The following is a 23,393-nucleotide window of genomic DNA, read 5'->3' as shown; positions in this document are numbered from 1 at the left end:
TAATAAGGTTAAGGTCATACGTGTCAGGTTATTTTATTACATTCGAAGGAGGGGACGGGGTAGGAAAAACGGTGCAGATTTCTTTACTTGCTAAGTCTCTCTCACACCAAGGTTATGATGTTGTCACAACACGAGAACCAGGGGGAACGCTAGGAGCAGAAGCAATCCGGCATATTTTGTTGTCAGGGCAGGCGCAACAGTATGGACCGTTGATTGAAGCTGTTTTGTTTACAGCTGCACGTGTCGACCATGTTACCGAGGTTATCGCGCCTTCTTTGCAAAAAGGTAAAATCGTTTTATGTGACCGCTTTATTGATTCTACACGTGTTTATCAAGGACTCAATGATACAGTCAGTTCTTCTCTTCTTGCTGTTTTAGAGTGTATTGCACTCAATGGTATCTTGCCCCATTTAACATTTTTATTAGATATGCCAGCAATGTGTGGTATGAAACGTGCAAATTTACGAAGAAAAGAAACAGAAGAAATTGATTATTTTGAAAAAGATCAGTTGGAAATTCAAGAACAAAGGCGTCAAGCTTTTCTTCAATTGGCCAAACAGGAACCCCATAGATTTCGAGTCATTGATGCCACTGGCTCAGTGGAAGCCGTTGCACATCAAATAAAAAATATTTGTCATCAGGTATTGTTGGATCAGCTTTCATGAGTAATGTAAATATCTTACGCCAATATGATGATATTGATACAATTTTATCACCATCCCAGAATGATGTTGTCTTTGGTCATGAGGACGTTCGTCATTTTTTGACACAAATGCTTAAAGAAGAGCGTTTGCATCATGCATTATTATTTGAAGGAGAATATGGGATTGGAAAAGCTACATTAGCCTTTCATCTTGCTTGGAACATTTTAAGTTCTCACCAGGGGGCTTTCTTGAAACCCGATCCTTATTCTACTCCATGGCGCCAAATTACACAAGGAAGTCACCCTGGTCTTTTGTATATTTCACGTCGATTTGATGTAAAAACGCAAAAGTTTAAAACAGGAATACTCGTTGATGATGTCCGTGATATTATGCATTTTTTAAGCCGAACATCGCAAGATAATGGATGGCGTATTGTTATTATTGATTCTGCAGATGATATGAATAGAAATGCAGCAAATGCAATTCTCAAAATACTTGAAGAACCACCTTCAAAAACGTTATTTGTTATTATCGCGCATTCTTCAGGAAAATTGCTTCCAACAATCCATTCACGGTGTCAAAAAATTTCTTTTCGTCCGTTGAATAACGATGAAATGAAAAAAGTTATTACACATATTTTTGCCAATCAGAACTTACCTGATGAGAAAACAATTGAAATAATTATTAAAAAATCTAAAGGAAGTCCTCGAAAAGCTGCTTTACTTATCTGCCATGGCGGTCTTGAAATTATTAGAACAATTGATGCTCTCTTAGAGAAACCTGTTTGTAACGCAACGATTGTACATACTCTTGCACAAACATGTTCATCTGTTTCTTCTACATTCCAATTTCAACAATTTTGTGATGAAATTCTTAATAAAATTCAAAAAAAAGCTATCATGCTCGTTGAAAAGGGTGACTTATTTCTCTCAAAAAAATATGCGGAAAAATGGCAAGAGATTCATCAAGAAATAGAGGAAATACAACTGTTTAATCTAGATAAAAAGCAGTTTGTTATTAACTTACTTTTTAAAGTTCATAAGATCATTCATGAGGATTAGTTTTTCCGTGACAATACGATGAACCGACGTTATGTCATTATATCTTTTATTTATAGCGTTTTACAACGAGTATGACATGCGTGACACATATTACATAACAACTCCCATTTTTTATCCTAATGGTGCTCCACATATTGGACATGCCTATAGTGCAATTGCAAGCGATGTCTTAGCCCGCTTTCAACGATTAAACGGAAAAAATGTATTTTTTCTTTCTGGTACAGATGAGCATGGTCTAAAGATGCAACAAACCGCAGCAGCATTAGGCATGACACCTCAGCAACTTGCAGATCGTAATAGTGCTGTGTTTCAAAAAATGCTTGCAGTATTAAATTGTTCTAACGATGATTTTATTCGTACGACAGAAGAACGCCATTACCAAGCTTGTCAAGAAATTTGGAAAAAGATGGAAGCAAATGGCGATATTTATCTCGGTCGTTATACGGGGTGGTATTCGGTTCGCCAAGAAGCCTATTATGAAGAAAAAGATACGGAAATTGGACCAGACAACATCCGCCGTGAAAAAGAATTAGGCTCTCCAGTTGAATGGAATGAAGAAGAAAGTTATTTTTTTAGACTTTCTCATTATGAAAAAGCTCTTCTTGAATATTATGAAAAACATCCTGATTTTATTGCTCCACTTGAGCGGCGTAATGAAATTATAAGTTTTATAAAATTAGGTTTAAAAGATATCTCTATTTCACGCGCAAGTTTTAACTGGGGCATTGCTGTTCCTGAGAATCCACAGCACGTGATGTATGTCTGGGTTGATGCGCTTACAAATTATCTATCAGCAATTGGTTTTTTCAATAAAAATTCAAAAAAACGTGATTTTTGGCCTGCAAATACGCATATTATTGGTAAGGATATTATTCGTTTTCATGCAGTCTATTGGCCGGCATTTTTAATGTCTGCTGGAATTGAATTGCCTAAAAATATTTTTGCACATGGTTTTTTACTTAATCGTGGTGCAAAAATGTCAAAATCTATTGGAAATGTCGTTGATCCTTTTGAAATGGTTGATCATTATGGTCTTGATCAGGTTCGTTATTTCCTTCTCCGTGAAGTACCATTCGGACAAGATGGTAGTTATAGCCATGAAAGCCTTGTGAACCGTATTAATGCTGATCTTGCTAATGATCTTGGTAATTTAGCACAGCGCTGTTTGTCTATGATTGCCAAAAATTGTAATGCACAAGTCCCGAGACCAACTTCATTTTTAGCTCAAGATAAACAGCTTTTAGAACAATCTCTTCAAGTACTTGAAACTGTACATAAAGCTATGTCTTCTTATAGTATGCATTTAGCACTTTCAGCTATTTTTTCAATTGTAGCAGATGCTAATCGCTATTTTGCCAACGAACAACCTTGGAGTTTACGTAAAAATGACCAAGAGCGATTTTCTACAGTTCTTTACATCACTGTAGAAATCTTGCGGAGAATAGGAATTATGCTTTTGCCTTTCATACCCCAATCAGCAGCAAAACTTCTTGATAGCCTTGCGGTTGCTGAAGATGATCGGTTATTGTATCATATAAGTCATTCAAAAATTCAAGAGGGGCTTGATCTTCCACCACCAGAACCGATTTTTCCTCGTTATATCTTGAAGAAAGAAGATACTTATCATGTTGATTGATACACATTGTCATCTTGATTTTGAAGATTTTTCACAAGATTTGGATAATGTTATCCAACGGGCTTTAGATGCTGACGTTAAACGTATGATAACAATTTCAACCCATGTTCATAAGTTAGATAAGCTGTTAGCCATTGCGCGAAGCTATGATCAAGTCTTTTGTTCTGTTGGAACACACCCCAATCATGCGCATGAAGAACAAAATATTACAGCGGAAGAGCTTATACAGCTCTCGAATCATCCTAAAATTGTTGCGTTTGGGGAAGGGGGACTTGATTATCATTATGATTATTCTACACCAGAAGAGCAAAAGAAAGTTTTTCAAGAACATATCATTGCTTCTCGAGAAACACAGATTCCTCTTGTTATACATTCACGCAATGCCGATCTCGATATGGAGAAAATATTACGTGAACAGATAAAAGAAGGAGCTTTTCCCTTTATCCTTCATTGTTATTCGTCTGGAATGCAACTTGCTCGTGCTGGAATCGAACTTGGTGGTTATATTTCTTTTTCAGGTATTCTCACTTTTAAAAATGCACTTGAAATCCGTGAAATAGCAAAAATTGTGCCCCATGAGCATTTGTTAGTGGAAACAGATGCTCCATTCTTAGCACCTAGTCCTCATCGGGGAAAAACAAATGAACCGTCTTTTGTATGCTATACAGCAGCTGTTTTGGCTGAAACAATTGGCTTAAGCATTGAAGAAACAGCTCAAATAACAACGCGTAACGCTTTTCGTTTATTTAGTAAAATGAAATAAGGCAAAAGATATGTGTGATCAATACCGATTTACAATATTAGGTTGTGGTCCTTCTCCAGGAGTGCCTCGACCCAATGGTGATTGGGGAACATGTGATCCGAATAACCCTAAAAATAAACGCTACAGAAGTTCTTTATTAGTTGAACGTATTAAACCTTCAGGAGACAAAACAACAATCGTTATTGATACAGGTCCAGATTTTCGCTCACAAATGATTGATGCGCGTGTAAGCCATCTTGATGCTGCTCTTTACACACATTCTCATGCAGACCATATTCACGGTATTGATGATTTACGCAGCTATGCACTTGCACAAAAATGTTTAATAGATATCTATGCCGATAGATTTACACTAGAGCATCTCACAAGTGCTTTTGGATATTGTTTTCAAACACCAAAAGCTTCATCTTATTCTCCCATTTTAAAAGAGCATCTTATCAATGAAGATAGCCAATTTATTATTCAGGGGCAGGGCGGAGCAATAAGCGTCAATACACATTTACAACACCACGGAAACATTCATTCCTTAGGTTTTCGGATTGGGAATGTTGCCTATTGTACGGATGTTAGTGAATTTCCTGAAAAAACTTTATCCAAATTAATGGGTTTGGATGTTCTCATCATTGAAGCTCTTCAATTTAAATCTCATCCGAGTCATTTTTCTGTTGATCAAGCATTACAATGGATAGAATATTTAAAGCCACAACAAGCAATACTTACACATATGGATAGATCGCTGGATTACAACAAGGTTATAAATTATGTTCCATCCCATGTAAAACCTGCATATCAAGGTCTTACTTTTGAAACAGATGCGTAAGCTTTTTATGCGCAATATTTTAAGTTAAATAAAATACTTTTAAATTTATCCTTTATTTTGTTTTAATTTTGACATATTTAGTGCTTTTATGTCGAAAATGAGGCTTTTATGTATAAGAATTTTAAGCGGGCTGTATGTATTGTGGTTTTAGCGGTTTCCTTGACAGCATGTGGAGGGCGTTTAGAAAAAAATATTTCAACGACAACAATACATGACGGATCAATGAGTTGTGCCGATATTCAACGGGAGTTTTTTGCTAATAAACGTCAGATTAATGATACAATTGCAGAGCGTTCTAAAGCAAGAAATAAAAACGTGGCTTTAGCAGCAGCAAGTGTTGTATTTGTACCTGCTTTGTTTTTTATGGATGTAAAATCAAACGAAAGTAATGAAATTTCAGCTTTAAATAATCGTAATGCTGTTTTGAGTGATCTTGCACGTATGAAACGTTGTAAAATAGTACAGTAATTTTTATTATTTATACGACGTAATTTCATTACAACTATTTTGGTCTTTGAGACTATCCTTAAAGACCAAATATTTTAATGTGTTATTTAATTATTATCGCCATTACCATAATTTTGTTTTAAAAGTGAATTGTACGATTACAAATGTGATTTATGTTTTAAAATAGGGTTTGCTTTGTTTTTCTGTATCATATTATCGCATAATATATATTATGGAACTTTATGGAAAAAGTATATCTAGCATTAGCACTTTATTCTGGCTCGAAAATTTCAATCACGATGTTTTTTTATTTTTTACTCTTTTAAAAAAAATCATCACAATTTGTAGTATTATGAAAGCTAAAAACAATATTCCATGAAATAATGGTACAAATGGCTGATAAATAAAATCAGAATAATATATTGTTATTGCTTCAATCAATGCTGCAATACACCACACAATGATACCCCATAATGAATACATCCAAAGTCCAACTAAGGCAATAGGATAGAGAATAGCCAATATAGCTGATGCAAATTGCCACTGCCAAGGCATAAGATCAAAACGCCATAGAATACCTGGAAAAACACCAACAAGGCGTATCCAATAACAAATACCTAGGACTAAACAAATGAGTGCCAAAAACCGTAAATAACAGTTATAGATTAAATTGATTTTTGAAATCCGTTTGTGAGAATTATTTTTCACAATAATAACTCTTGCTCAACAGGTTGAAAGTAAGAATCTACCATTTCATCTGTCACATTTGAAAGTTTATCTGGCTGCCATTGAGGTCTTTTGTCCTTATCGATTAACATAGCACGTATACCTTCATGAAAATCATGTGAATTAATCATATGATGTGCAATGCGGTTTTCAATTTTCATACAATCTTCCAACGTTTGAGATGAATTTTGTTTCATTTGTTTCCAGATAACTTTTAAACTTATCGGAGAACGTGACTGCAAAATATCATAACATTCTTTAGCAAATAAAATACCTTCATTACTTTTTTTATGTAGCAACTCAAGACATTCTTCTAAGGTATGGGCACTAAAACAAGTGTTAATAATACAACGTATTTCATGACTCGTTTCATAGTCTTTTGTAATTGCTCGCTCGTTTAAAGCTAAAGTAGGATCTCCTTGCTCAATAATAGCTTTTCTAATCATATCGAATTCAATTTCAGCAACGGCGTGTGTTGCTAATCCTAAATTTAAGCAATCTCCCCACTTTATGCGTGCGCCCGTTAATGCAAGATAGATGCCAAAATGATTGGGAAGAGATGGTAAGAAAAAACTTGCACCTACATCTGGAAAAAATCCAATTGCACCTTCTGGCATAGCAAAAACTGTATTTTCTGTAACAATTCTATGCGAACCATAGAGAGAAATACCTACCCCTCCTCCCATCCAAATACCGTTTAAGAAAGAAATGTAGGGCTTTGAAAAATGTTTGATATAAGCATTTAAACTATATTCATCACTAAAGTATTGACAAGCAGAGGCACTTTTTCCCATATGGTAGATTTCTACAACATCTCCACCAGCACAAAAAGCACGCCCCTCCCCTTCAATTAAAACACAAGAAACATTATCATCTGTTTCCCATGTCCTGAGAGCTTTTTTTAAAGCTGAAACCATTCGTTGATTAAGAGCATTTAATGCTGAAGGGCGTGTGAGCTTTATAATACCAGCACGCCCTTCTTTCGTAAAAGAAATATCATCATCTGCTCCAAAATCAATTTGCATCTTACACCCTTCTTAAAACAACTATTTATTGTTTTTTTATATTTTTTGCCCCAAGTTGAGGAAATATTTGCATGATTGCGCCAATACAATATATATAAATTCCTGTTACTGAAATTCCTATTTTAACCCAATAGGGAGCCTCTAGTTGATAAAAGAATGCAGAAACACCAAAAAAACACCATAAGAGAAAAATTGGAAAATTAACTCTGCGTAAACGAAGGACTCTTACTGGATGGATAAAATAAATTGGCAAAAAAGATATAATCGCCGATAAAACAATAATGATAAAAGTAATCCACTCTACCGGTCTTACGACAAAAAGCGTAAAAATCATCATATTCCAAACAACAGGAAATCCTTTAAAAAAGTTTTCTTTGGTTTTCATGCTAGTATCTGCATAATAAATAGCAGATGAAATAACAATAATTGCACTCAATAAAAATGATAACCCTACCCCCATAAAACCACTTTGATAGAGTGCAAAAGCAGGAATTAAGACATAAGTCACGTAATCAATAATATTATCTAACAACTCTCCAGACCATGTTGGAAGAACGTATTTAACATCAAGTTTGCGTGCAATTGGTCCATCTATACCATCAACGAGAAGTGCAAGTCCAAGCCAACAGAACATAGCCGTCCATTCTTTTTGAGAGGCTGATATAAGAGAAAGAAACGCTAAAAATGATCCCGAAGCTGTTAGTAAATGAACAGAAAAAGCCTTTGCTTGTGGCATTGTTACTTTTTTATGGCGTAATAATTTAGCATTTGTTTTGATTTTCTTTGTTAGTTTACGTTTCAAGGTTTTCTTATCCTCGTTTTTAAAGTCTTCAACCATCTATCAATACGCCATTTTTTACCGATGATATAACTCAGCATTTAAAAAAATCATAAAAAGGTTACTTTTTTATATCGCATTATTTATTACATACTATAATAGAAGAGCTTCATATAATAAAAAGAGAGTGATCATTTGGAAATGTTAAAATATTTTCTCAATGGATAAAGGTTCAAATCGTTGTGATATTTGAAAAGGAAGAGCATAAAGATATTGCTGTTATTGGTGCAGGTCCGGTTGGAATGTTAGCCGCACTGAGTCTTGCACATGAGGGTTTTTCTGTTTTTCTTGTTGGCCCCCCTGCTCATACAGATGAGTTACGGACAACTGCTCTTATGATGCCTGCAATACGCACACTTCAAAAACTCAATATTTGGAATAATATTCAAAAACATGCTGCTGCTTTATCCTACATGAGAATTGTAGATATAACTTCTAGAATTGTGCATGCTCCTACGGTGCATTTTTCTTCTGCTGAAATTGGTGAAAAAGCCTTTGGCTATAATATACCTAATGTAAAATTGAACAGTGCTTTAGTCGATGCTGTTACATATACGCCCAATATTACAAGATTTATTTCTGCAGCCAAATCTTTTCATCACACAAGAAACCATGTATGTATTACTCTTGCTGATCGTAGAGTTATTCAAGCACCACTTGTTGTTGCTGCTGATGGACGTCACTCTCTTACACGTGCCGCTGCAGGAATAAGTGTCAAACAGTGGAATTATCCACAAAAAGCACTTGTTCTCAACTTTTCTCATGAGTTTTCTCATCAAAATACATCAACCGAATTTCATACAGAACATGGTCCATTTACACAGGTTCCTCTTCCTGGGCAAAGATCTAGTCTTGTATGGGTTGTTCATCCTTCCCGTGCTGAGGAATTATTGAATATAGAACCAAAAGAAATTGCAAAAATGATCGAAAACCAAATGCAATCAATGCTTGGAAAGCTGCGCTTAGAAACATCAATTCAAGCATGGCCGCTTTCAGGGCTTCTTTCTCATCATTTTGCTGCTAATCGAACAATTTTAGTGGGTGAAGCCGCTCATGTTTTCCCCCCTATTGGGGCACAGGGATTGAATTTAGGATTCCGTGATGTCCAAACTTTGATTGATATTTTACCCAATAAAATATCCAATTCTAACTCTGAAATGATTGTTACGCATTATAACAAATGCCGCAAACCAGATATATTAATCCGAAGTGGAGCTGTTCATACACTTAACTCTGCTCTACTTTCTCATATGTTGCCTGTTCATATGATACGAAGCGTTGGGCTTGGTTTGTTACATAGTTTTTCACCATTACGTAATTTATTTATGCGCGAAGGAATGTATCCCGGTTATGGATTCAAGGAAATTATGCAAATATTTCCAACAAAATCATTTAAACAGCTCTACTGAGCAATAATGGATAATAACGTAAAATAAACAAATAATAATAAGTGAATAATGTATTAATAACAAAAAATTATTTCTATTTTAGTTTTTATAATAAAAAATGTACAACTATTAGTACTATACATCATTTTTTATTAAAAATTATTATATATGTATTTATCATAATTATATGAAATATCAAAATCACAGATAAAGAACTAATAATCATAATAATTAAGTTAATTATAGACTACAGATGAAATTGTAAAGATATCTTGCTAAATCATTTCTGTTAAATTTTGCACAATAAAGAAAATGAAAAATAATACCGTTTTGAAATAGTTATTTTATAATATTAATTTTTAATAATAAAAAAAATTTTATTTAATCAATAGATTTTCAAAACTTTTTATCGTTAGGTATAATATTAAAAATAAAATCATCTTGGGAACTTGTTAGTAACACAGAGGTTAATGAAGTGTTGTTTCAACAAATGGTGACAAGATGAAACTAAATAAATTTTTGAAATTAAGTATTTTTTTTATAATGATTGTATGTGTCTCGTTAACAGTCACTGCTTCAATCAGTGAGGTTTTTCATCTTCCTTATTGTCAAGCCTTTACCTATAGCTCTACTCAAAATGTCACTAAAATAGGTCAGAACTCATTTACTGCTTCACAAGTTAAAAATTGCCTTATGCAAAATGGTTTTAAGAATATTAAACGATTGCGTTTAGATGACAAAGGCATCTGGCGTGCTTTAGTAAAATTTAAAAAGTCCCATTTTTTCGTATCCGTTGACTATTCAGGAACAGTTAGCATTCAAAATGAAAGAAAAAAATATGATTGATTTTAAAACTTACAGCAACGTTTCTGTTCATCTCTGTAAGAAAAAAAAATTAAAAAAGTGCTGCCATTCTATTAAAGAATTTGCTTTCATTGGCGGTTTAAATGGTAGCATATCAGGAGCTATCGCTGCAACTCTTGCAGCGTATGGTTATATTGCTCTTCCAGGATTTGGTCCAGTTATCGCAATGGGTATAGGAGTAGCACTTTCTGCCGGAATGATAATAGGAGCACTGATAGGATCAGGAATGGGAGGGAGTGTCGGTATATGCTGTATTTTATGGGAAATTTATATGAATAATAATAATTCTTTCTCTTATAAATTTCATAATGAATAGAAATTTCTCATCATTTTTTCGATGAAAAACAATTAAGTCATCAACAAATTATATGTTCTGTTTTTGATGAAACGATTATCATATTATAAATGAAATAATATCTACTTATAAAAATTTCTTGCTTAATTCTTTATTACACCTCAAAAAAGTAGATTTTTAAAGCATCTCTTGAAGAAATGTAAACGAGATATAATTATCGATCTATGAAAGCTATATTTTTTATAGATCAAAAAATGAGAGTTATATTCAGATTATATATAAATATGCTTTAATTTATTTGCTCTTTTTAAGATATAATATTTCTATATAAATTATTTAATTTAAATTTCAATTTAAGATAATCGTATATATTTAATAATATAGATTATTTTTATAGATAAAATTATATTTAAATATAAGTATAAAGTTATTTTATGAAAAAAATATTATTATTATTGGTTTTTATGGCATTTTTAATTCATAAAAATTCTGCATTAGCACTATCAACACAAGTAAATATTTATAAATTAGAAGATAATAATTCCAAAAAGGCTATTGGTAGCATTAAAATTGAAGAAAACGCATACGGTTTGATTTTCATCCCTAATTTATCTACTTTATCAGAAGGGATGCATGGTTTTCATGTACATGTAAATCCTTCATGTGATACAAAAGATGGCATAATTGGTGGAAGCGCAGGTGGACATTATGATCCGGAACATACCAGAAAACATTTAGGACCTTATAATGTCAATGGTCATCTTGGTGATTTACCAGCACTTTATGTTGATAAGCAAGGGTATGCTATAAGGAACGTTCTTGCTCCACGATTAAAAAAATCTCTGAAATTAAAGGGCATTCTTTAGTCATTCATTTAGGGGCAGATAATCAATCAGACGAACCATTACCGCTTGGCGGAGGTGGTGAGCGTTTGGCGTGCGGTATTATTGAAAAATAAAGAGAATATTGATGGTAAACTGTGTGAATATTTTATAAAATTAACGCTTTTTTTGAATGTTTAATTCGGATAACAAAAAACTTAATGATAATCAAAACGAACAGCAATGGAAATTAAAGAAATAGTAGTATAAGTTCTCCGTAAGAAGACTTCAATATGAGGAAGTAATATTTTCAATGTTTGATGTAAACAAAGCAAGAAAATTAAATTTCACTCTCTAAAATATCACATTTGTAATAAATTATAATCATTAAGTCTAGTTCTAATAGAATCACGCCCCACGCATAAAATAGAACGGGTCTAAAACAGAAAATTTACTCTTCCCCTACTCAATCCCACTCATGAGGTGCACGCAAACAATTTTGATTGATACAATATCAATATAAGATGGTTTGAAAAGATTAAATGCTAAGATATTCACCCCCTCATTTAAGTTTAAAACAAAGATTAATTGTCATTATAAATCAATATATTATATCAACATAATAAGTCAAATAAAATATTTAGAGTAATTTTTTATCACTCTGAAAAAAGGGCTTTTAAACAATAGAGTCTTTTTTAAAATACCTCTCATGGAGACATATGATCCCAATCTAGTGAACGCATCTCGCCAGTTTGATAAAATTGACGAATGAGTTTAATATAATCAAGAAAATCTTTGTTTTCCTCCACTAATCTATTAGCAGTATCCCAGTCAATATCACTACGTTCTTTGGCAGGAATTAAAATCTCACTCTCGGAAGAGTTTTCCTTATTAAGTCTTATAAATCCAACTCCATGCAAACTTGAAAGCATTCGAAGCTCTTTTAATGTATCAACCCCTTCAATTTCACTAGCAACTAAATAACTCAAATTAGCCCATGACGAATTACTAACTGTTTGAAAAAATGCTTTTCGTAAATTTGAACGATTGATGAGAATTTTTACTTCAAAAGACCAAAGCTTCGTTTTTTTATCAAAATATTGCAAAACACAATCTTTGATTTCACGATTCCATTCACTGCTTAAATCTTGCATTCCTACGAGATCTGGATAAAGCCATTTATTTCCGCCTGCACCATGTTTATTACGAGAACATTTCTCATTAATGCGCTTGCTGTAAACTGCAAGCTCTGACCATAAAAATTTAGATAATAACGGATAAAGATCATGCTCTTTAACAGAGCCATCTTCTGTTCTATTCTCTGCATTGTCCTCTACTGCATCAATTTCAGCACTATCTGTTTGTTTAGTAAAATAATATTGCCGTGGTCGTCCTTCAGTGGTTTTAATTTCTGAATAACGCTTTTGTAACTGAGGGCGTCTTGCTCCTATTTCAGCAACAATTTGCTGAATAAGAGCTGTATCACTATTAAGAGGAGTAATTATTGCCGTTGAATGCTCTTGTTTTTGACGGCATTTGTCTGGGTAATTTTCAAATATCCATTGAGCAATTTCTCGAGCTGTAAATTTTTTTGTCGGGTTTTTCTTTAAAAAATTAAAAACAGTGTTTGTTAAATTTAAACTCATATGAAAAACTCCCCCTTTCATCCTCTGAATATTTCATTATATTCAGGATTTTTAAATGAAAAAACAATAAACTATTTAAGTTTTTTAAAAAAAAAGCATAGTTATCAAATTACCCAATAAAATTAAAATATTTTTTTGAATTTATGACTATAAACTCAAAGATTTTTTCACATAAGGAAAGTAAGATTATACTTTTATCAAAAATTCTAAATGTGCTGAAAATCCCCATAAAAAATCATAATCTTGTGTAACTTTTCTATAAATTTTTCCTTTTATTTTAATGTTGTTAGAAAAAATATTAATTTTCTGATTTATGAAACCCCTAATATTTTTACATTAATGATGCGATAGTGCAAAAAAATAAAAATAATTATTCAAACATTTGATTGAACCTCACACCCGTCAATTAAAAAACTTATGTGTTTTATTTTTGAAGAAAATAAGTTATGAGCTCTCAAGTATAGATTCTGCAATGGTAAACTCTGCACACAAACCTTCAAAACTACTATTTTCTTTAATAGCATCATGGGGAATAAGAACATAATACCATTTTTTACCGCCATAAGTAGCCGCATAGCGCGTTGCATGACAACACCATTCAACTGCAGATTCTCTCTTTTTTAACACAATAGGATTTTTTATTTCGGAAGCTTTTTTGGGCTCACAGAGATATTTTGCGTTCTTTGTTTCTACAACAAAGTCTGGTTCATAATTTGATCCTTTATCATATTCTATCTTGAAAAAACCTCGAGTGGGTTTCATCCATTTCAATACTTGTATATCATCCTCTAATATTTGAGCAAATCGTAATTCCCCTTCTACTGAATCAAACTTTTGTAAAGGATAACAGCATTTTCTAAAGCCGCTGAATACAAGTTTTTTAATATCGCTTTTAATGGCAGGAATATTACGAAAATCAAGGGGAGATGTCCCTTGCGGCAACACATAATGGATAGGCGTTAAGGTTGTAAACTCCCTCGTAATTTTAATCTCATAATCCCTCTGTGTTTCCCATTGGTGTTCTCTTAATTGCGCAACAATAAAACTAGTAAGCTTATTCTGATAGTGAATTAATACATTCTCAACGGCAGCATCATTTGGTAAATAAGATTGGAAATATTGTACCAACTGACTCGCCAATTTTCGTAATAATGGCGTATGGTTATCATAATCGATAAAGTCATTATCAATTAAACCGCGAATGATATAATTTTCAAGATAAGGCTCTTTGACATATTCATTCTTAGATGTGAAAAAAATGCTTTTATGGGTGCACAATTCTCGAATTAAAAGTTCTTTACTAACAGGTTGCAAATTTAAGTTTTCTAAATTTTCCAAATTAAAATCAGAAAAACCATAAGTAACCTCACGCGAAGGAATGAGTACAATATTGGGAATATCTATCATCAATTCTGCTAATTGTTTTGTCAAAATTGTCACCACTTTTGATACAACAAACTTTTGTGATGAAGGATTAATATTCATAACTTTATTAGCAATTTTTTCTTGTATCAGTGCAGAACAAAGCATTTGAGAACTTGGCAATTTATCATTCTCTTTGATAAGATCCCAAGCGATCGCTGCAATATCTTGCTCTTCAGGCGTTAATGTAGGGGAATCTGTATTACGTAATATGATACCTTGTAAATCAGAAGATGCTCCATTTATATCGGAATTACGTGTTACCATCGTTTGCATCAATAAAGCTTCTACTTGACATGGAACCGTCACTATATCTGTCTTTTCAGAGGCGATATTCCCTCCTGTTCCAATCTCAATATGCTTTTTTATAATTGAGTTTGGATCGTTTGCACGATCAATAATATCTTGAAAACGATCATGCGCAATAATTGTTAAACGATCAATGGCTTCCACGCTTTGTTCTATACCCATAAGGCAAACGCAATCCACGCCCAATTGTTTGCTCTGTTAAAATTTCTGAAGCCGATGCACGCAACGGTACAAATAGTATAAAGATTCGTGACATCCCACCCCTCCTTTAATTTATTAATGTGAATAACAATTTCTGTTGGTTCATGAGAATCTTCAATTGCAATAAGCTTTTGAATATTTTGGTCTTCTTCTATATTCGACTGTTTTGTATGAATCTCTAAAATTTTTCCCTTATAGGTACATGAAAAAAATTATCTGATTCCAATAAATTCCGTAGTTTTTGTGCATGAGTTGTATCTTGAGCGATAACTAAAACAAAAGGCTTAACGAATTTCTTTTTATAATCGTTAGCATAGATAACTAAATCTGCTTTTACTTTTTCGTGCGTATGAATTGCATCTTGTAGTTTAATATACTCTAATTGTTCAGGTGTGTAGTTTTTCGGTTGAAAGTCTTTCCGTGTAGCAACAGCTGGCTCTTTCACAAATCCATCTCTCATAGCCTCTGCAAGTGAATAGCTGTAAACAACGTTTTTAAAATCTACTGGTTTTGCACCTATTGTTTTAGGTGTAGCTGTAAGTTCTAGGCCTAAAACAGGTTTTAACTCATTAATCGCCGAAATGCCTGCAGAAGCACGATAACGGTGTGCTTCATCCATTAACAAAACTAAATCAGGAAGATTTGCGAGATAATCAAAATAACTTTCGCCAATCGTTTCTTGCAAGCGTTTAATTCGCGGAATACTGGATTTTAATGCACCTTTTTTGTTATCTATTGTATTAATTTTAGAAATATTAAAAATATTGATAAAGGCTGTATCCCTACTCTCAAACAAACGCTTTTGTCCTTGAAAGTGGTGATCATCAGTGCGAATACCTTTACAACTTTCATAGTCGTCACCTGTAATAATAACAGGTCTATTTGCAATGAATTCACTTATTCCACTAAAGACATACTTTGGGCTTTGGGGACTAAAATCCTGTTTTAATTTTTCATAAATAGTTAAATTTGGAGCTAAAACAAAAAAATGGCGACTGCGACCTGTTAAATAAAGATAGCTGATAAAAGCACCCATAAGTCGCGTTTTTCCCACACCCGTTGCTAAAGCAAAACAAAAAGAAGGAAAGTTTCGTTCAAAATCTTGTACAGAAGGGTAAAGGTTTTTTATCACTTCCAACTCTGCAACCAAATCAGCATTTTTAGAAAGCTCTATATTTTCTAAAATTTTTACCAAAATATTTAAAGACTCACGTTGAGGATTACGCAACGATAAGCGAGCAGAAATCCTTTTTTCAACAGTGTTCATGAAAAACTCCGCTTTTTATATATTATTCAAATAGATCTAATTCTTTTTGTGCAATATCTTTATCTTTGTTGCTTTCTTTTACCACAATCATTGGTTCAAGATTGGCTATATTTAAACTGTAATCATCCCTTCCCCATTCGCATTTTTCTAATACTGCACGGGGAATTTTAGTGAGTGTTAGATTTTCAAATGATGCTGATTTTGTATCAAAGGCTGTACAACAAATCAGCAAAGTGCGATGAGAGCCTACCTCTTCGCTTATAATACGGAGGTGTTCATGAGTCATAGCGTTTGTTGTGACATAAATATAATCTCTCGCAGTTGAATACCCTTGCATCCAATAATGATTTTCATCAGGTGCATAGGTAAACCCCATATGTTTGCACATTGCTTCTGAAAGCATCGCAGCATTATATTCGCGACTAATAATCTATTGTCCCCATGGATCTTTTTGCAACAGAGAAGGTGTGAGGCGATAATAACGGAATCCCCCGCCACCTTGCCAATTGACACTTTTGGAAATTCCCCCTTGATCAGTTCCATCAATGACTTGTTTTAAACGAGGGATAATATGGGTGTGACAATGTTCACCAAGTTCAATCATAATCCACTTTCTTCCCATTTTATGAGCAACAGAACCGGTCGTGCCAGAACCAGCAAAAGAATCCAGTATAAGATCACCGGGGTTGGTGGCAAGTTGAATGATGCGTTCCATTAACCGTTCCGGTTTAGGAGTTGTAAAGACATTATCAGAATTAAAAACTTTGACTTCTTTTTTGGCATCTTGGTTGTGCCCCACTTCTGTATAGGGCCAAATCGTCATTGAAACCGTACCATTTTTTACTTCTGATAAAAAACGCTTCAGAGAAGGAACATTGCTTCCTGTTGGACCAAACCAAATACGATTATCTTTCAATAATTCAAAGAACTTTTTTTCATTCATAGCCCAACTTCTACCATTGGGGGGCATCACCTTGCGTCCAGAAGGTGTGATGATTTCATAAATATCCTTAAACGTCACTCTTTTTACGGATAAATCTCCAGATTTCCAAGGGCCGCGAGGATCATTATCAGGATTTTTATAGCGCGCATCCATATCGCTTGAACGAGGAAGCAATTGAGGACGCCAAATCATTTTATCTTTGGCATAAACCATTATAAAATCATGGTTATCAGAAAGCCATTTTGTATCATTTTGTGGAGCATATTTCTTTTGCCAAATAATATTGTTGATGAAATTTTGGCGACCAAAAATTTCATCCATCACCACTTTAAGATAGGCTTGTTCATCATCATCAATGGAAATCCAGATACTTCCATCATCCGCCAGTAAATGATGTAACAATTCTAGCCTGTCTCTCATAAAACTTAGCCATATGGAATGCTCTAAACCATCTTTATAATGTTCAAAAGCATTACCTGTATTATAAGGCGGATCGATATAGATACATTTTACCTTGCCTGTATATTCTTTCTCAAGTGCTTTGAGTGCGAGTAAATTATCACCAAAAATAAGTTTATTATCAAAAATATCCTGAGATGATATTTGATGTGAGGCATGATAAGATTTTTCACGATCTTCTAATAAGATATGAGTTTTTAGTTTGGGGCGTTTCTCTTTTCCAATCCAGTTAAGTTCTAATTTTTGTTTATTATGATGCATGTAATCGTTTTTAAATCCAAATGTTTGAGAAAAACGATGCATTCACGAACAGTATTGTTAGTACCATCCGACAGCAATTTGAGCTTCTTCTGACATACAATCAGGTGTCCATGGTGGATCAAAAGTCATAGTGACTTCAACATACGAAACCCCTTCAACTGCACTAACTGCATTTTCTACCCACCCCGGCATTTCACCAGCAACAGGACATCCCGGTGCTGTAAGAGTCATTTCAATTTTTACTGAACGATCATCTTCAATATCAATACGATAAATCAGTCCAAGCTCATAAATATCAGCAGGAATCTCTGGGTCATAAACTGTTTTGAGAGCAGCAATAATATCATTCGTCATACGATCAATTTCATCTGCTGGAATTGCTGATATATAAGATTTTTTATTTTCGCTTACAGTTTCAACAGATTCTGTAGAATGACGCTCTTCAATTGATTCAGCCATTAAAAAATGTCCTTGTTTCTTTCAATGCTTCTACTAATTGATCTACATCTTCTTGAGTGTTATACATGGCTAATGATGCCCGACAAATAGATGTTAGACCAAAGCGTTGTAATAAAGGCTGTGCACAATGGGTTCCCGCGCGTATTGCAACTCCTTTTCTATCAATAAACATAGCGATATCATGGGCGTGAATCCCTTCAATTGTAAATGATATAATAGCTCCTTTATTGGGAGAATGACCATAAATACGCAATGACTCAACCATTTTAAGTTTTTCCTGCGCATAAGCTAAAAGGGACCTCTCATGGGCATGAATCGTGCTACGACCTTTCTCTTGTATATAATCAATAGCTGCAGTTAATCCAATAGCTTCAACAATAGGAGGAGTGCCTGCTTCAAAACGGTAAGGAGGAGCATTATAAAAAACCTTATCGGTTGTTACCTCCTCGATCATTTCCCCTCCCCCTTGAAAAGGACGCATTTCTTCTAGTCTATCTTCCTTACCATACAAAACACCAATACCGGTGGGACCATAAAGCTTATGACCTGTAAAGACATACCAATCACAATCGAGATCTTGCACATCAACGGTTAAATGTACTGCTCCTTGAGAACCATCAACAAGAACAGGAATAGAATTTTGATGTGCGAGCTTAATAATCTCTTTAACAGGAGGTACAGTTCCTAATATATTGGACATATGCGTAATAGCAACAAGCCGCGTTTTTTCGCTTAAAGCCTTTTGGAAATCTTCAGTGTGCAGAATACCATTTTCATCGACAGGAACAAAAATAAGTTTAACACCTTTTTGTTCACGGAGAAAATGCCAAGGAATAATATTTGAATGATGTTCCATGATCGTTAGAACAATCTCATCACCTTCTTTGAGTTTGGGCATAGCCCAACCATAAGCAACGGTATTAATAGCTTCTGTTGCATTTTTCGTAAAAACAATTTCTTCAGCTTTTTGAGCATTTAGAAAAACACGAACGGTTTCACGAGAATTTTCATATGATTGTGTTGCTATATTGGCTAAAAAATACATTCCCCTATGCACATTAGCATAACTATAATGATAATAATTATTCATTGCATTGAGTACTGACACTGGTTTTTGGGCAGAAGCACTACTATCAAGATATGCTAATCGCTTTCCATAAACTTGATGGTGCAAAAGAGGAAAATCACGCCGAATTTCTTCGACATTATAACTCAACGTTGGTGCATCAATTGCCATTTTTCTACCTTAAACATTTTTTTCAAGCCATTTACTAATGATATTCTCCAAAGCAATTTGAATATTATCTTGCTTGATCTCATCAATGAGCTCAGAGATAAATCCTTTAATCAAAAGTGCACGAGCCGTTTTAAATGGGATACCACGCGCCATAAGATAAAAAAGATAATCATGATTAATATTAGCAACTGTTGCACCATGACCGCATGCAACATCATCAGCAAAAATCTCCAGTTCAGGCTTTGCATTAAATTCTGCATCATCTGAAAGAATAAGGCTATTACAAGCCATGCGTGCATCTGTTTTTTGCGCTTTTTGAGACACACGTATTATTCCTTGGAAAACACCAACAGCCTTATCTGTAACCACATTGCGTATAATTTCGCTTGATGTTGATTTTTCTTCCACGTGACGAACAGTCATTGTAAGATCACTATGTGTTTGTCCTGATAATAAATTTATAACGCGTAATTGAAAATCAGATTCTTCTCCCTGTAATTCAATATCGACTTCTTGGCGATTTAATTGGCTCCCTATATTAATGACATAAAGTGATAACTTCGCTCTTTGATCAAGAACAGCACAAAATCGACCAAATTGTGTAGAATTAAAATCACGATTGCGAATGAGAATCCACGTAACATCACTATCAGCAGCAACATTTAATGAAAATATTGAACTGACAAAGGTATCTTTATCATTGCCAATCTGATGTTCAATAAACGTAACTTGACTATTTTTATCAACTTTTATATCCGAAAAAATATGAGATTGTCCCCCCATTTGTATATTTTGTAATTCAATGGGTATATTTAACTTTGTATTTTCAGGGATGTGAAAAAGCCAACCATCTGTAACAAAAGCTGTATTTAACTGTCCAATAAAATCCTCATCGGAAATATTTTGATTTATCTGTACAGAATTATCTTCCAATGCGTCTGAAAGGCGTTTTACTGTAATATTATCTACCTTTGATTCTATTGATGTTTTTCCATTGTTTATGGAGAAAACAGCACTTTCTGAAAACAAAGCATCAACCAATTGATTGTTTTGAACTTTTGAAAAATTGCTAATAGACTTCAGTAAGGTACGCAGATTGGTATAATGCCAGCTTTCGATTTTACGGGAAGGAAGCTGTGTGGTTTGAAACTGCTCAATAGTTTTCTTGCGGATTTCCTGTACAGCTTTATCACCAGGTAAGTCGTTTACACATTGATTGAAATTACTGAGTATATTTTCTTCAACTGCTAACAAGTCTTGCTGTGTATTCATATTCAATAACCTCAAACCGCTTCCCTGATAAGATCAGCATACCCATTTTGCTCTAAATAAAGCGCTAAGGATTTATCTCCGCTTTTGATAATTTGTCCTTTATAAAGAACATGTACCGTGTCAGGAATAATATAATTAAGCAGCCGTTGATAATGGGTAATCACCAAAAATGAACGTTTTGAATCCCGAAGTTTATTAACACCATCTGCAACAATTTTTAATGCATCAATATCTAAACCAGAATCCGTTTCATCTAAAATGCAAAGTCTAGGTTCAAGAAGTGCCATTTGTAAAATTTCAGCGCGCTTTTTTTCCCCACCTGAAAAACCTACATTTAATGGACGCTTTAGCATATCCATATCTATTTCAAGTTTGGCTGAAACTTCTTTAACACATTTTATAAATTCAGGAATTTTAAGCTCTTTGTCACCGCGCGCTTTGCGTTGAGAATTCATCGCAACTTTTAAAAATTCCATCGTTGCTACCCCTGGTATTTCCATTGGATATTGAAATGCAAGAAAAACACCATATATAGCGCGTTCTGCTGGATCCATTTCTAAAAGCGATTGTCCATTATAGAGAATATCTCCTTCTGTTATTTCATAATCATCACGACCAGCAAGCAAATAAGACAAAGTTGATTTTCCGGCTCCATTTTGTCCCATGATAGCGGCAACTTCTCCATCTTGAACTGTCAAGTTTAAACCACGAATAACTTCTGTATCGGTCCCAGCAATACGAGCGTGCAAATTTTTTATCTCTAACATAATTTAATCCTGTTTTGGCTGTTTTTCAGATACCAACACGTATTATTTTGCCTTAGCATCCATCTACTTTTGTAATTACCATAGAGGTCATTTTTAGCATTATTTGCTACTGTTACAGCCCTTTTACATCAAGTCTTCTATTTATCTAATTCAATAAATTATCCAACACTACCTTCAAGGCTGATACCAATAAGCTTTTGTGCTTCGACAGCAAATTCCATGGGAAGTTTTTGAATGACCTCTTTTACAAAACCATTTACAATTAATGCGATAGCTTCTTCTTCGGGAATTCCTCTCTGCATAACATAAAAAAGTTGGTCATCAGAAATTTTTGATGTTGTGGCTTCATGTTCAAACTGAGCTGTTGCATTTTTTGCTTCAATATAAGGGACTGTATGCGCACCACAATCATTTCCGATTAACAAACTATCACATTGCGTAAAATTACGCGCATTTTGTGCTTTTCGATGTGCTGTAACTTGTCCTCGATAAGTGTTATTTGAAAAACCTGCAGAAATGCCCTTGGAAATAATACGACTGGATGTATTTTTTCCCAAATGAATCATTTTTGTACCAGAATCAATTTGTTGATGACCGTTTGCAACAGCAATAGAATAAAATTCTCCACGCGCATTATCACCACGGAGTAAGCAGGATGGATATTTCCAAGTAATCGCAGAACCAGTCTCAACTTGTGTCCATGAGATTTTAGAGCTATCACCTCGACAATCTCCACGCTTCGTCACAAAATTATAAATACCGCCCTTTCCATCTTTATCGCCAGGATACCAGTTTTGTACTGTAGAATATTTAATCTCTGCATTTTTAAGGGCAATAAGTTCAACGACAGCCGCATGAAGTTGGTTTTCATCACGTTGGGGTGCTGTACACCCTTCAAGATAAGAAACATAGGAATCTTCAGCGGCGATAATCAATGTTCGTTCAAATTGGCCAGTGTTGCGTTCATTAATCCTAAAATAAGTTGAAAGCTCCATAGGACAACGAACCCCTTTGGGAATATAAACAAATGAACCATCTGTAAAGACAGCTGCATTTAAGGCCGCATAATAATTATCACTTATAGGTACAACTGTTCCTAAATATTCCTTAATAAGCTCAGAATGTTCAATAATCGCCTCTGAAATAGAACAAAAAATCACACCAGCACGTGCCAGCTCTTTTTTGAATGTTGTTACAACAGAAACAGAATCAAAGACTGCATCAACAGCCACCTGCCCCGATACAGACATACTGTCATCGAAAGTAGATGGATCAGACTGTTTTCTTACTCCTGCCAAAATCTCTTGTTCTTTAAGGGGAATGCCAAGTTTTTCGTACGTTGCTAATAACTCAGGATCCACTTCATCCAAAGATTTTGGTCCTGTATGATTTTTTGGAGCAGCATAATAATAAAGCTCCTGAAAATCAATTTTAGGATATTCAAGACGCGCCCAATGAGGCTCTTGCATTGTCAGCCAACGTCGGTAAGCTTTTAAGCGCCATGTTAGCATCCATTCAGGCTCATGTTTTTTAGCAGAAATAAATTTGATAATATCTTCATTTAAGCCTTTTGGAGCTTTATCTGTTTCAATATTGGTTTCAAAACCATATTTATATTGGTCAACATCTATTTCACGTACTTGGCGTATTGTTTCTTGTACTGCCGGCATAAATTTTCTCCATTTTTTGGCGTCAAAAACCGGTAACTAAAAGTCTTGTTTTTTTTTACAAGATTAAAGTAAGAAAGTTATTTCCTAGGCTATAGGTAAAGTGCAAAAATTTCAATAAAACTTATCTTATTTTTAAAATAATTCTAATTTTA

Annotated in this window: 20 protein-coding genes and 2 pseudogenes; 10 read left to right on the top strand and 12 right to left on the bottom strand. The window is 34.1% G+C overall.

All coding sequences use genetic code 11. The features are described 5' to 3' along the window. Positions 1-20 precede the first annotated feature (20 nt). The 6 genes from tmk to ACFINF_RS04240 all read left to right on the top strand — a co-directional run bounded on the left by tmk (position 21) and on the right by ACFINF_RS04240 (position 5,392). Positions 21-665: a dTMP kinase gene (gene tmk / locus ACFINF_RS04265; protein WP_375619812.1), complete on the top strand. Its 645-nt coding sequence runs from the start codon at positions 21-23 to the stop codon at positions 663-665. Beyond that, positions 662-1,705: a DNA polymerase III subunit delta' gene (locus ACFINF_RS04260; RefSeq protein ID WP_375619811.1), complete on the top strand. Its 1,044-nt coding sequence runs from the start codon at positions 662-664 to the stop codon at positions 1,703-1,705. Before tmk ends, ACFINF_RS04260 begins: the two co-directional genes overlap by 4 nt. A gap of 76 nt (positions 1,706-1,781) precedes the next feature. Next, entirely contained in the window at positions 1,782-3,341 is a 1,560-nt protein-coding gene (gene metG / locus ACFINF_RS04255) for a methionine--tRNA ligase (protein WP_375619810.1), read from the top strand. Beyond that, positions 3,331-4,104, top strand: coding sequence for a TatD family hydrolase (locus tag ACFINF_RS04250; protein WP_375619809.1), 774 nt, complete (start codon positions 3,331-3,333; stop codon positions 4,102-4,104). Before metG ends, ACFINF_RS04250 begins: the two co-directional genes overlap by 11 nt. A 10-nt stretch (positions 4,105-4,114) precedes the next feature. Further along, positions 4,115-4,924 (top strand): MBL fold metallo-hydrolase, encoded by an 810-nt coding sequence (locus ACFINF_RS04245; protein ID WP_375619808.1) that lies wholly within the window; start codon positions 4,115-4,117, stop codon positions 4,922-4,924. A 108-nt stretch (positions 4,925-5,032) separates the two neighbouring features. Continuing rightward, positions 5,033-5,392 carry a hypothetical protein gene (locus tag ACFINF_RS04240; protein WP_375619807.1) on the top strand — a complete coding sequence of 120 codons (360 nt, stop codon included), beginning with the start codon at positions 5,033-5,035 and terminating at the stop codon, positions 5,390-5,392. Positions 5,393-5,665: 273 nt separating this feature from the next. On the opposite strand, the gene ACFINF_RS04235 is transcribed toward ACFINF_RS04240, so the two are convergent. From ACFINF_RS04235 to pcsA, 3 genes are read right to left on the bottom strand one after another with little or no spacing between them, the layout of a single operon-like run. Next, positions 5,666-6,079, bottom strand: a complete 414-nt coding sequence (locus ACFINF_RS04235; protein WP_015856393.1) for a DUF6163 family protein — start codon at positions 6,077-6,079, stop codon at positions 5,666-5,668. Continuing rightward, the gene (locus ACFINF_RS04230) at positions 6,076-7,122 is read right to left on the bottom strand and encodes an enoyl-CoA hydratase/isomerase family protein (protein ID WP_375619806.1); all 1,047 of its coding nucleotides are present in this window, start codon (positions 7,120-7,122) and stop codon (positions 6,076-6,078) included. Before ACFINF_RS04230 ends, ACFINF_RS04235 begins: the two co-directional genes overlap by 4 nt. A 25-nt stretch (positions 7,123-7,147) precedes the next feature. After that, a complete protein-coding gene (gene pcsA / locus ACFINF_RS04225) occupies positions 7,148-7,960 on the bottom strand; it encodes a phosphatidylcholine synthase (protein WP_375619805.1) in 813 nt (270 codons plus the stop codon). Between the two features lie 182 nt (positions 7,961-8,142). Here pcsA and ACFINF_RS04220 point away from each other — a divergent pair, with 182 nt between their 5' ends. The 4 genes and pseudogenes from ACFINF_RS04220 (at position 8,143) to ACFINF_RS04205 (ending at position 11,465) form a co-directional block, all read left to right on the top strand. Next, positions 8,143-9,369, top strand: coding sequence for a UbiH/UbiF family hydroxylase (locus ACFINF_RS04220; RefSeq protein WP_375619804.1), 1,227 nt, complete (start codon positions 8,143-8,145; stop codon positions 9,367-9,369). Between the two features lie 480 nt (positions 9,370-9,849). Beyond that, a complete protein-coding gene (locus ACFINF_RS04215; RefSeq protein ID WP_375619803.1) occupies positions 9,850-10,194 on the top strand; it encodes a hypothetical protein in 345 nt (114 codons plus the stop codon). Continuing rightward, a complete protein-coding gene (locus ACFINF_RS04210) occupies positions 10,172-10,528 on the top strand; it encodes a hypothetical protein (protein WP_375619802.1) in 357 nt (118 codons plus the stop codon). The genes ACFINF_RS04215 and ACFINF_RS04210 overlap by 23 nt, the downstream gene beginning before the upstream one ends. Positions 10,529-10,941: 413 nt before the next feature. Continuing rightward, positions 10,942-11,465, top strand: a pseudogene (locus tag ACFINF_RS04205) (superoxide dismutase family protein). A 570-nt stretch (positions 11,466-12,035) separates the two neighbouring features. Here the strand turns inward: ACFINF_RS04205 and ACFINF_RS04200 are convergent. The 9 genes and pseudogenes from ACFINF_RS04200 to sufB form a co-directional block, all read right to left on the bottom strand. After that, positions 12,036-12,974 (bottom strand): COG2958 family protein, encoded by a 939-nt coding sequence (locus ACFINF_RS04200; RefSeq protein ID WP_375619801.1) that lies wholly within the window; start codon positions 12,972-12,974, stop codon positions 12,036-12,038. A gap of 444 nt (positions 12,975-13,418) precedes the next feature. Further along, positions 13,419-16,173: pseudogene (locus ACFINF_RS04195) on the bottom strand (DEAD/DEAH box helicase). 22 nt (positions 16,174-16,195) lie between these two features. After that, positions 16,196-16,576: a hypothetical protein gene (locus ACFINF_RS04190; RefSeq protein WP_375619800.1), complete on the bottom strand. Its 381-nt coding sequence runs from the start codon at positions 16,574-16,576 to the stop codon at positions 16,196-16,198. Positions 16,577-16,603: 27 nt separating this feature from the next. Beyond that, positions 16,604-17,836: a site-specific DNA-methyltransferase gene (locus ACFINF_RS04185; protein WP_375619799.1), complete on the bottom strand. Its 1,233-nt coding sequence runs from the start codon at positions 17,834-17,836 to the stop codon at positions 16,604-16,606. A gap of 57 nt (positions 17,837-17,893) precedes the next feature. Beyond that, positions 17,894-18,295 carry an SUF system Fe-S cluster assembly protein gene (locus ACFINF_RS04180; RefSeq protein WP_273787976.1) on the bottom strand — a complete coding sequence of 134 codons (402 nt, stop codon included), beginning with the start codon at positions 18,293-18,295 and terminating at the stop codon, positions 17,894-17,896. After that, positions 18,288-19,532: a cysteine desulfurase gene (locus ACFINF_RS04175; protein WP_375619798.1), complete on the bottom strand. Its 1,245-nt coding sequence runs from the start codon at positions 19,530-19,532 to the stop codon at positions 18,288-18,290. Before ACFINF_RS04175 ends, ACFINF_RS04180 begins: the two co-directional genes overlap by 8 nt. Before the next feature lie 9 nt (positions 19,533-19,541). After that, positions 19,542-20,804: a Fe-S cluster assembly protein SufD gene (gene sufD, locus ACFINF_RS04170; RefSeq protein WP_375619797.1), complete on the bottom strand. Its 1,263-nt coding sequence runs from the start codon at positions 20,802-20,804 to the stop codon at positions 19,542-19,544. Positions 20,805-20,815: 11 nt separating this feature from the next. Beyond that, positions 20,816-21,571 (bottom strand): Fe-S cluster assembly ATPase SufC, encoded by a 756-nt coding sequence (gene sufC, locus ACFINF_RS04165; RefSeq protein ID WP_375619796.1) that lies wholly within the window; start codon positions 21,569-21,571, stop codon positions 20,816-20,818. Positions 21,572-21,729: 158 nt separating this feature from the next. Beyond that, the gene (gene sufB, locus ACFINF_RS04160) at positions 21,730-23,241 is read right to left on the bottom strand and encodes a Fe-S cluster assembly protein SufB (protein WP_015856379.1); all 1,512 of its coding nucleotides are present in this window, start codon (positions 23,239-23,241) and stop codon (positions 21,730-21,732) included. Positions 23,242-23,393: the final 152 nt, after the last annotated feature.

The sequence above is a fragment of the Bartonella sp. TS25HLJMH genome (assembly GCF_042193505.1).
Classification (GTDB): Bacteria; Pseudomonadota; Alphaproteobacteria; order Rhizobiales; family Rhizobiaceae; genus Bartonella; species Bartonella grahamii.
This window is presented reverse-complemented; position numbering and strand designations above follow the sequence as displayed.

Bases quoted from the DNA above. Each gene is read 5' to 3' on its own strand.
- ACFINF_RS04260 (WP_375619811.1), top strand. From the start codon at position 662: ATGAGTAATGTAAATATCTTACGCCAATATGATGATATTGATACAATT.
- metG (WP_375619810.1), top strand. From the start codon at position 1,782: ATGCGTGACACATATTACATAACAACTCCCATTTTTTATCCTAATGGT.
- ACFINF_RS04250 (WP_375619809.1), top strand. From the start codon at position 3,331: ATGTTGATTGATACACATTGTCATCTTGATTTTGAAGATTTTTCACAA.
- ACFINF_RS04245 (WP_375619808.1), top strand. From the start codon at position 4,115: ATGTGTGATCAATACCGATTTACAATATTAGGTTGTGGTCCTTCTCCA.
- ACFINF_RS04240 (WP_375619807.1), top strand. From the start codon at position 5,033: ATGTATAAGAATTTTAAGCGGGCTGTATGTATTGTGGTTTTAGCGGTT.
- ACFINF_RS04230 (WP_375619806.1), bottom strand. From the start codon at position 7,122: ATGCAAATTGATTTTGGAGCAGATGATGATATTTCTTTTACGAAAGAA.
- pcsA (WP_375619805.1), bottom strand. From the start codon at position 7,960: ATGGTTGAAGACTTTAAAAACGAGGATAAGAAAACCTTGAAACGTAAA.
- ACFINF_RS04215 (WP_375619803.1), top strand. From the start codon at position 9,850: ATGAAACTAAATAAATTTTTGAAATTAAGTATTTTTTTTATAATGATT.
- ACFINF_RS04210 (WP_375619802.1), top strand. From the start codon at position 10,172: ATGAAAGAAAAAAATATGATTGATTTTAAAACTTACAGCAACGTTTCT.
- ACFINF_RS04200 (WP_375619801.1), bottom strand. From the start codon at position 12,974: ATGAGTTTAAATTTAACAAACACTGTTTTTAATTTTTTAAAGAAAAAC.
- ACFINF_RS04190 (WP_375619800.1), bottom strand. From the start codon at position 16,576: ATGCTTTCAGAAGCAATGTGCAAACATATGGGGTTTACCTATGCACCT.
- ACFINF_RS04185 (WP_375619799.1), bottom strand. From the start codon at position 17,836: ATGCATCATAATAAACAAAAATTAGAACTTAACTGGATTGGAAAAGAG.
- ACFINF_RS04180 (WP_273787976.1), bottom strand. From the start codon at position 18,295: ATGGCTGAATCAATTGAAGAGCGTCATTCTACAGAATCTGTTGAAACT.
- ACFINF_RS04175 (WP_375619798.1), bottom strand. From the start codon at position 19,532: ATGGCAATTGATGCACCAACGTTGAGTTATAATGTCGAAGAAATTCGG.
- sufD (WP_375619797.1), bottom strand. From the start codon at position 20,804: ATGAATACACAGCAAGACTTGTTAGCAGTTGAAGAAAATATACTCAGT.
- sufC (WP_375619796.1), bottom strand. From the start codon at position 21,571: ATGTTAGAGATAAAAAATTTGCACGCTCGTATTGCTGGGACCGATACA.
- sufB (WP_015856379.1), bottom strand. From the start codon at position 23,241: ATGCCGGCAGTACAAGAAACAATACGCCAAGTACGTGAAATAGATGTT.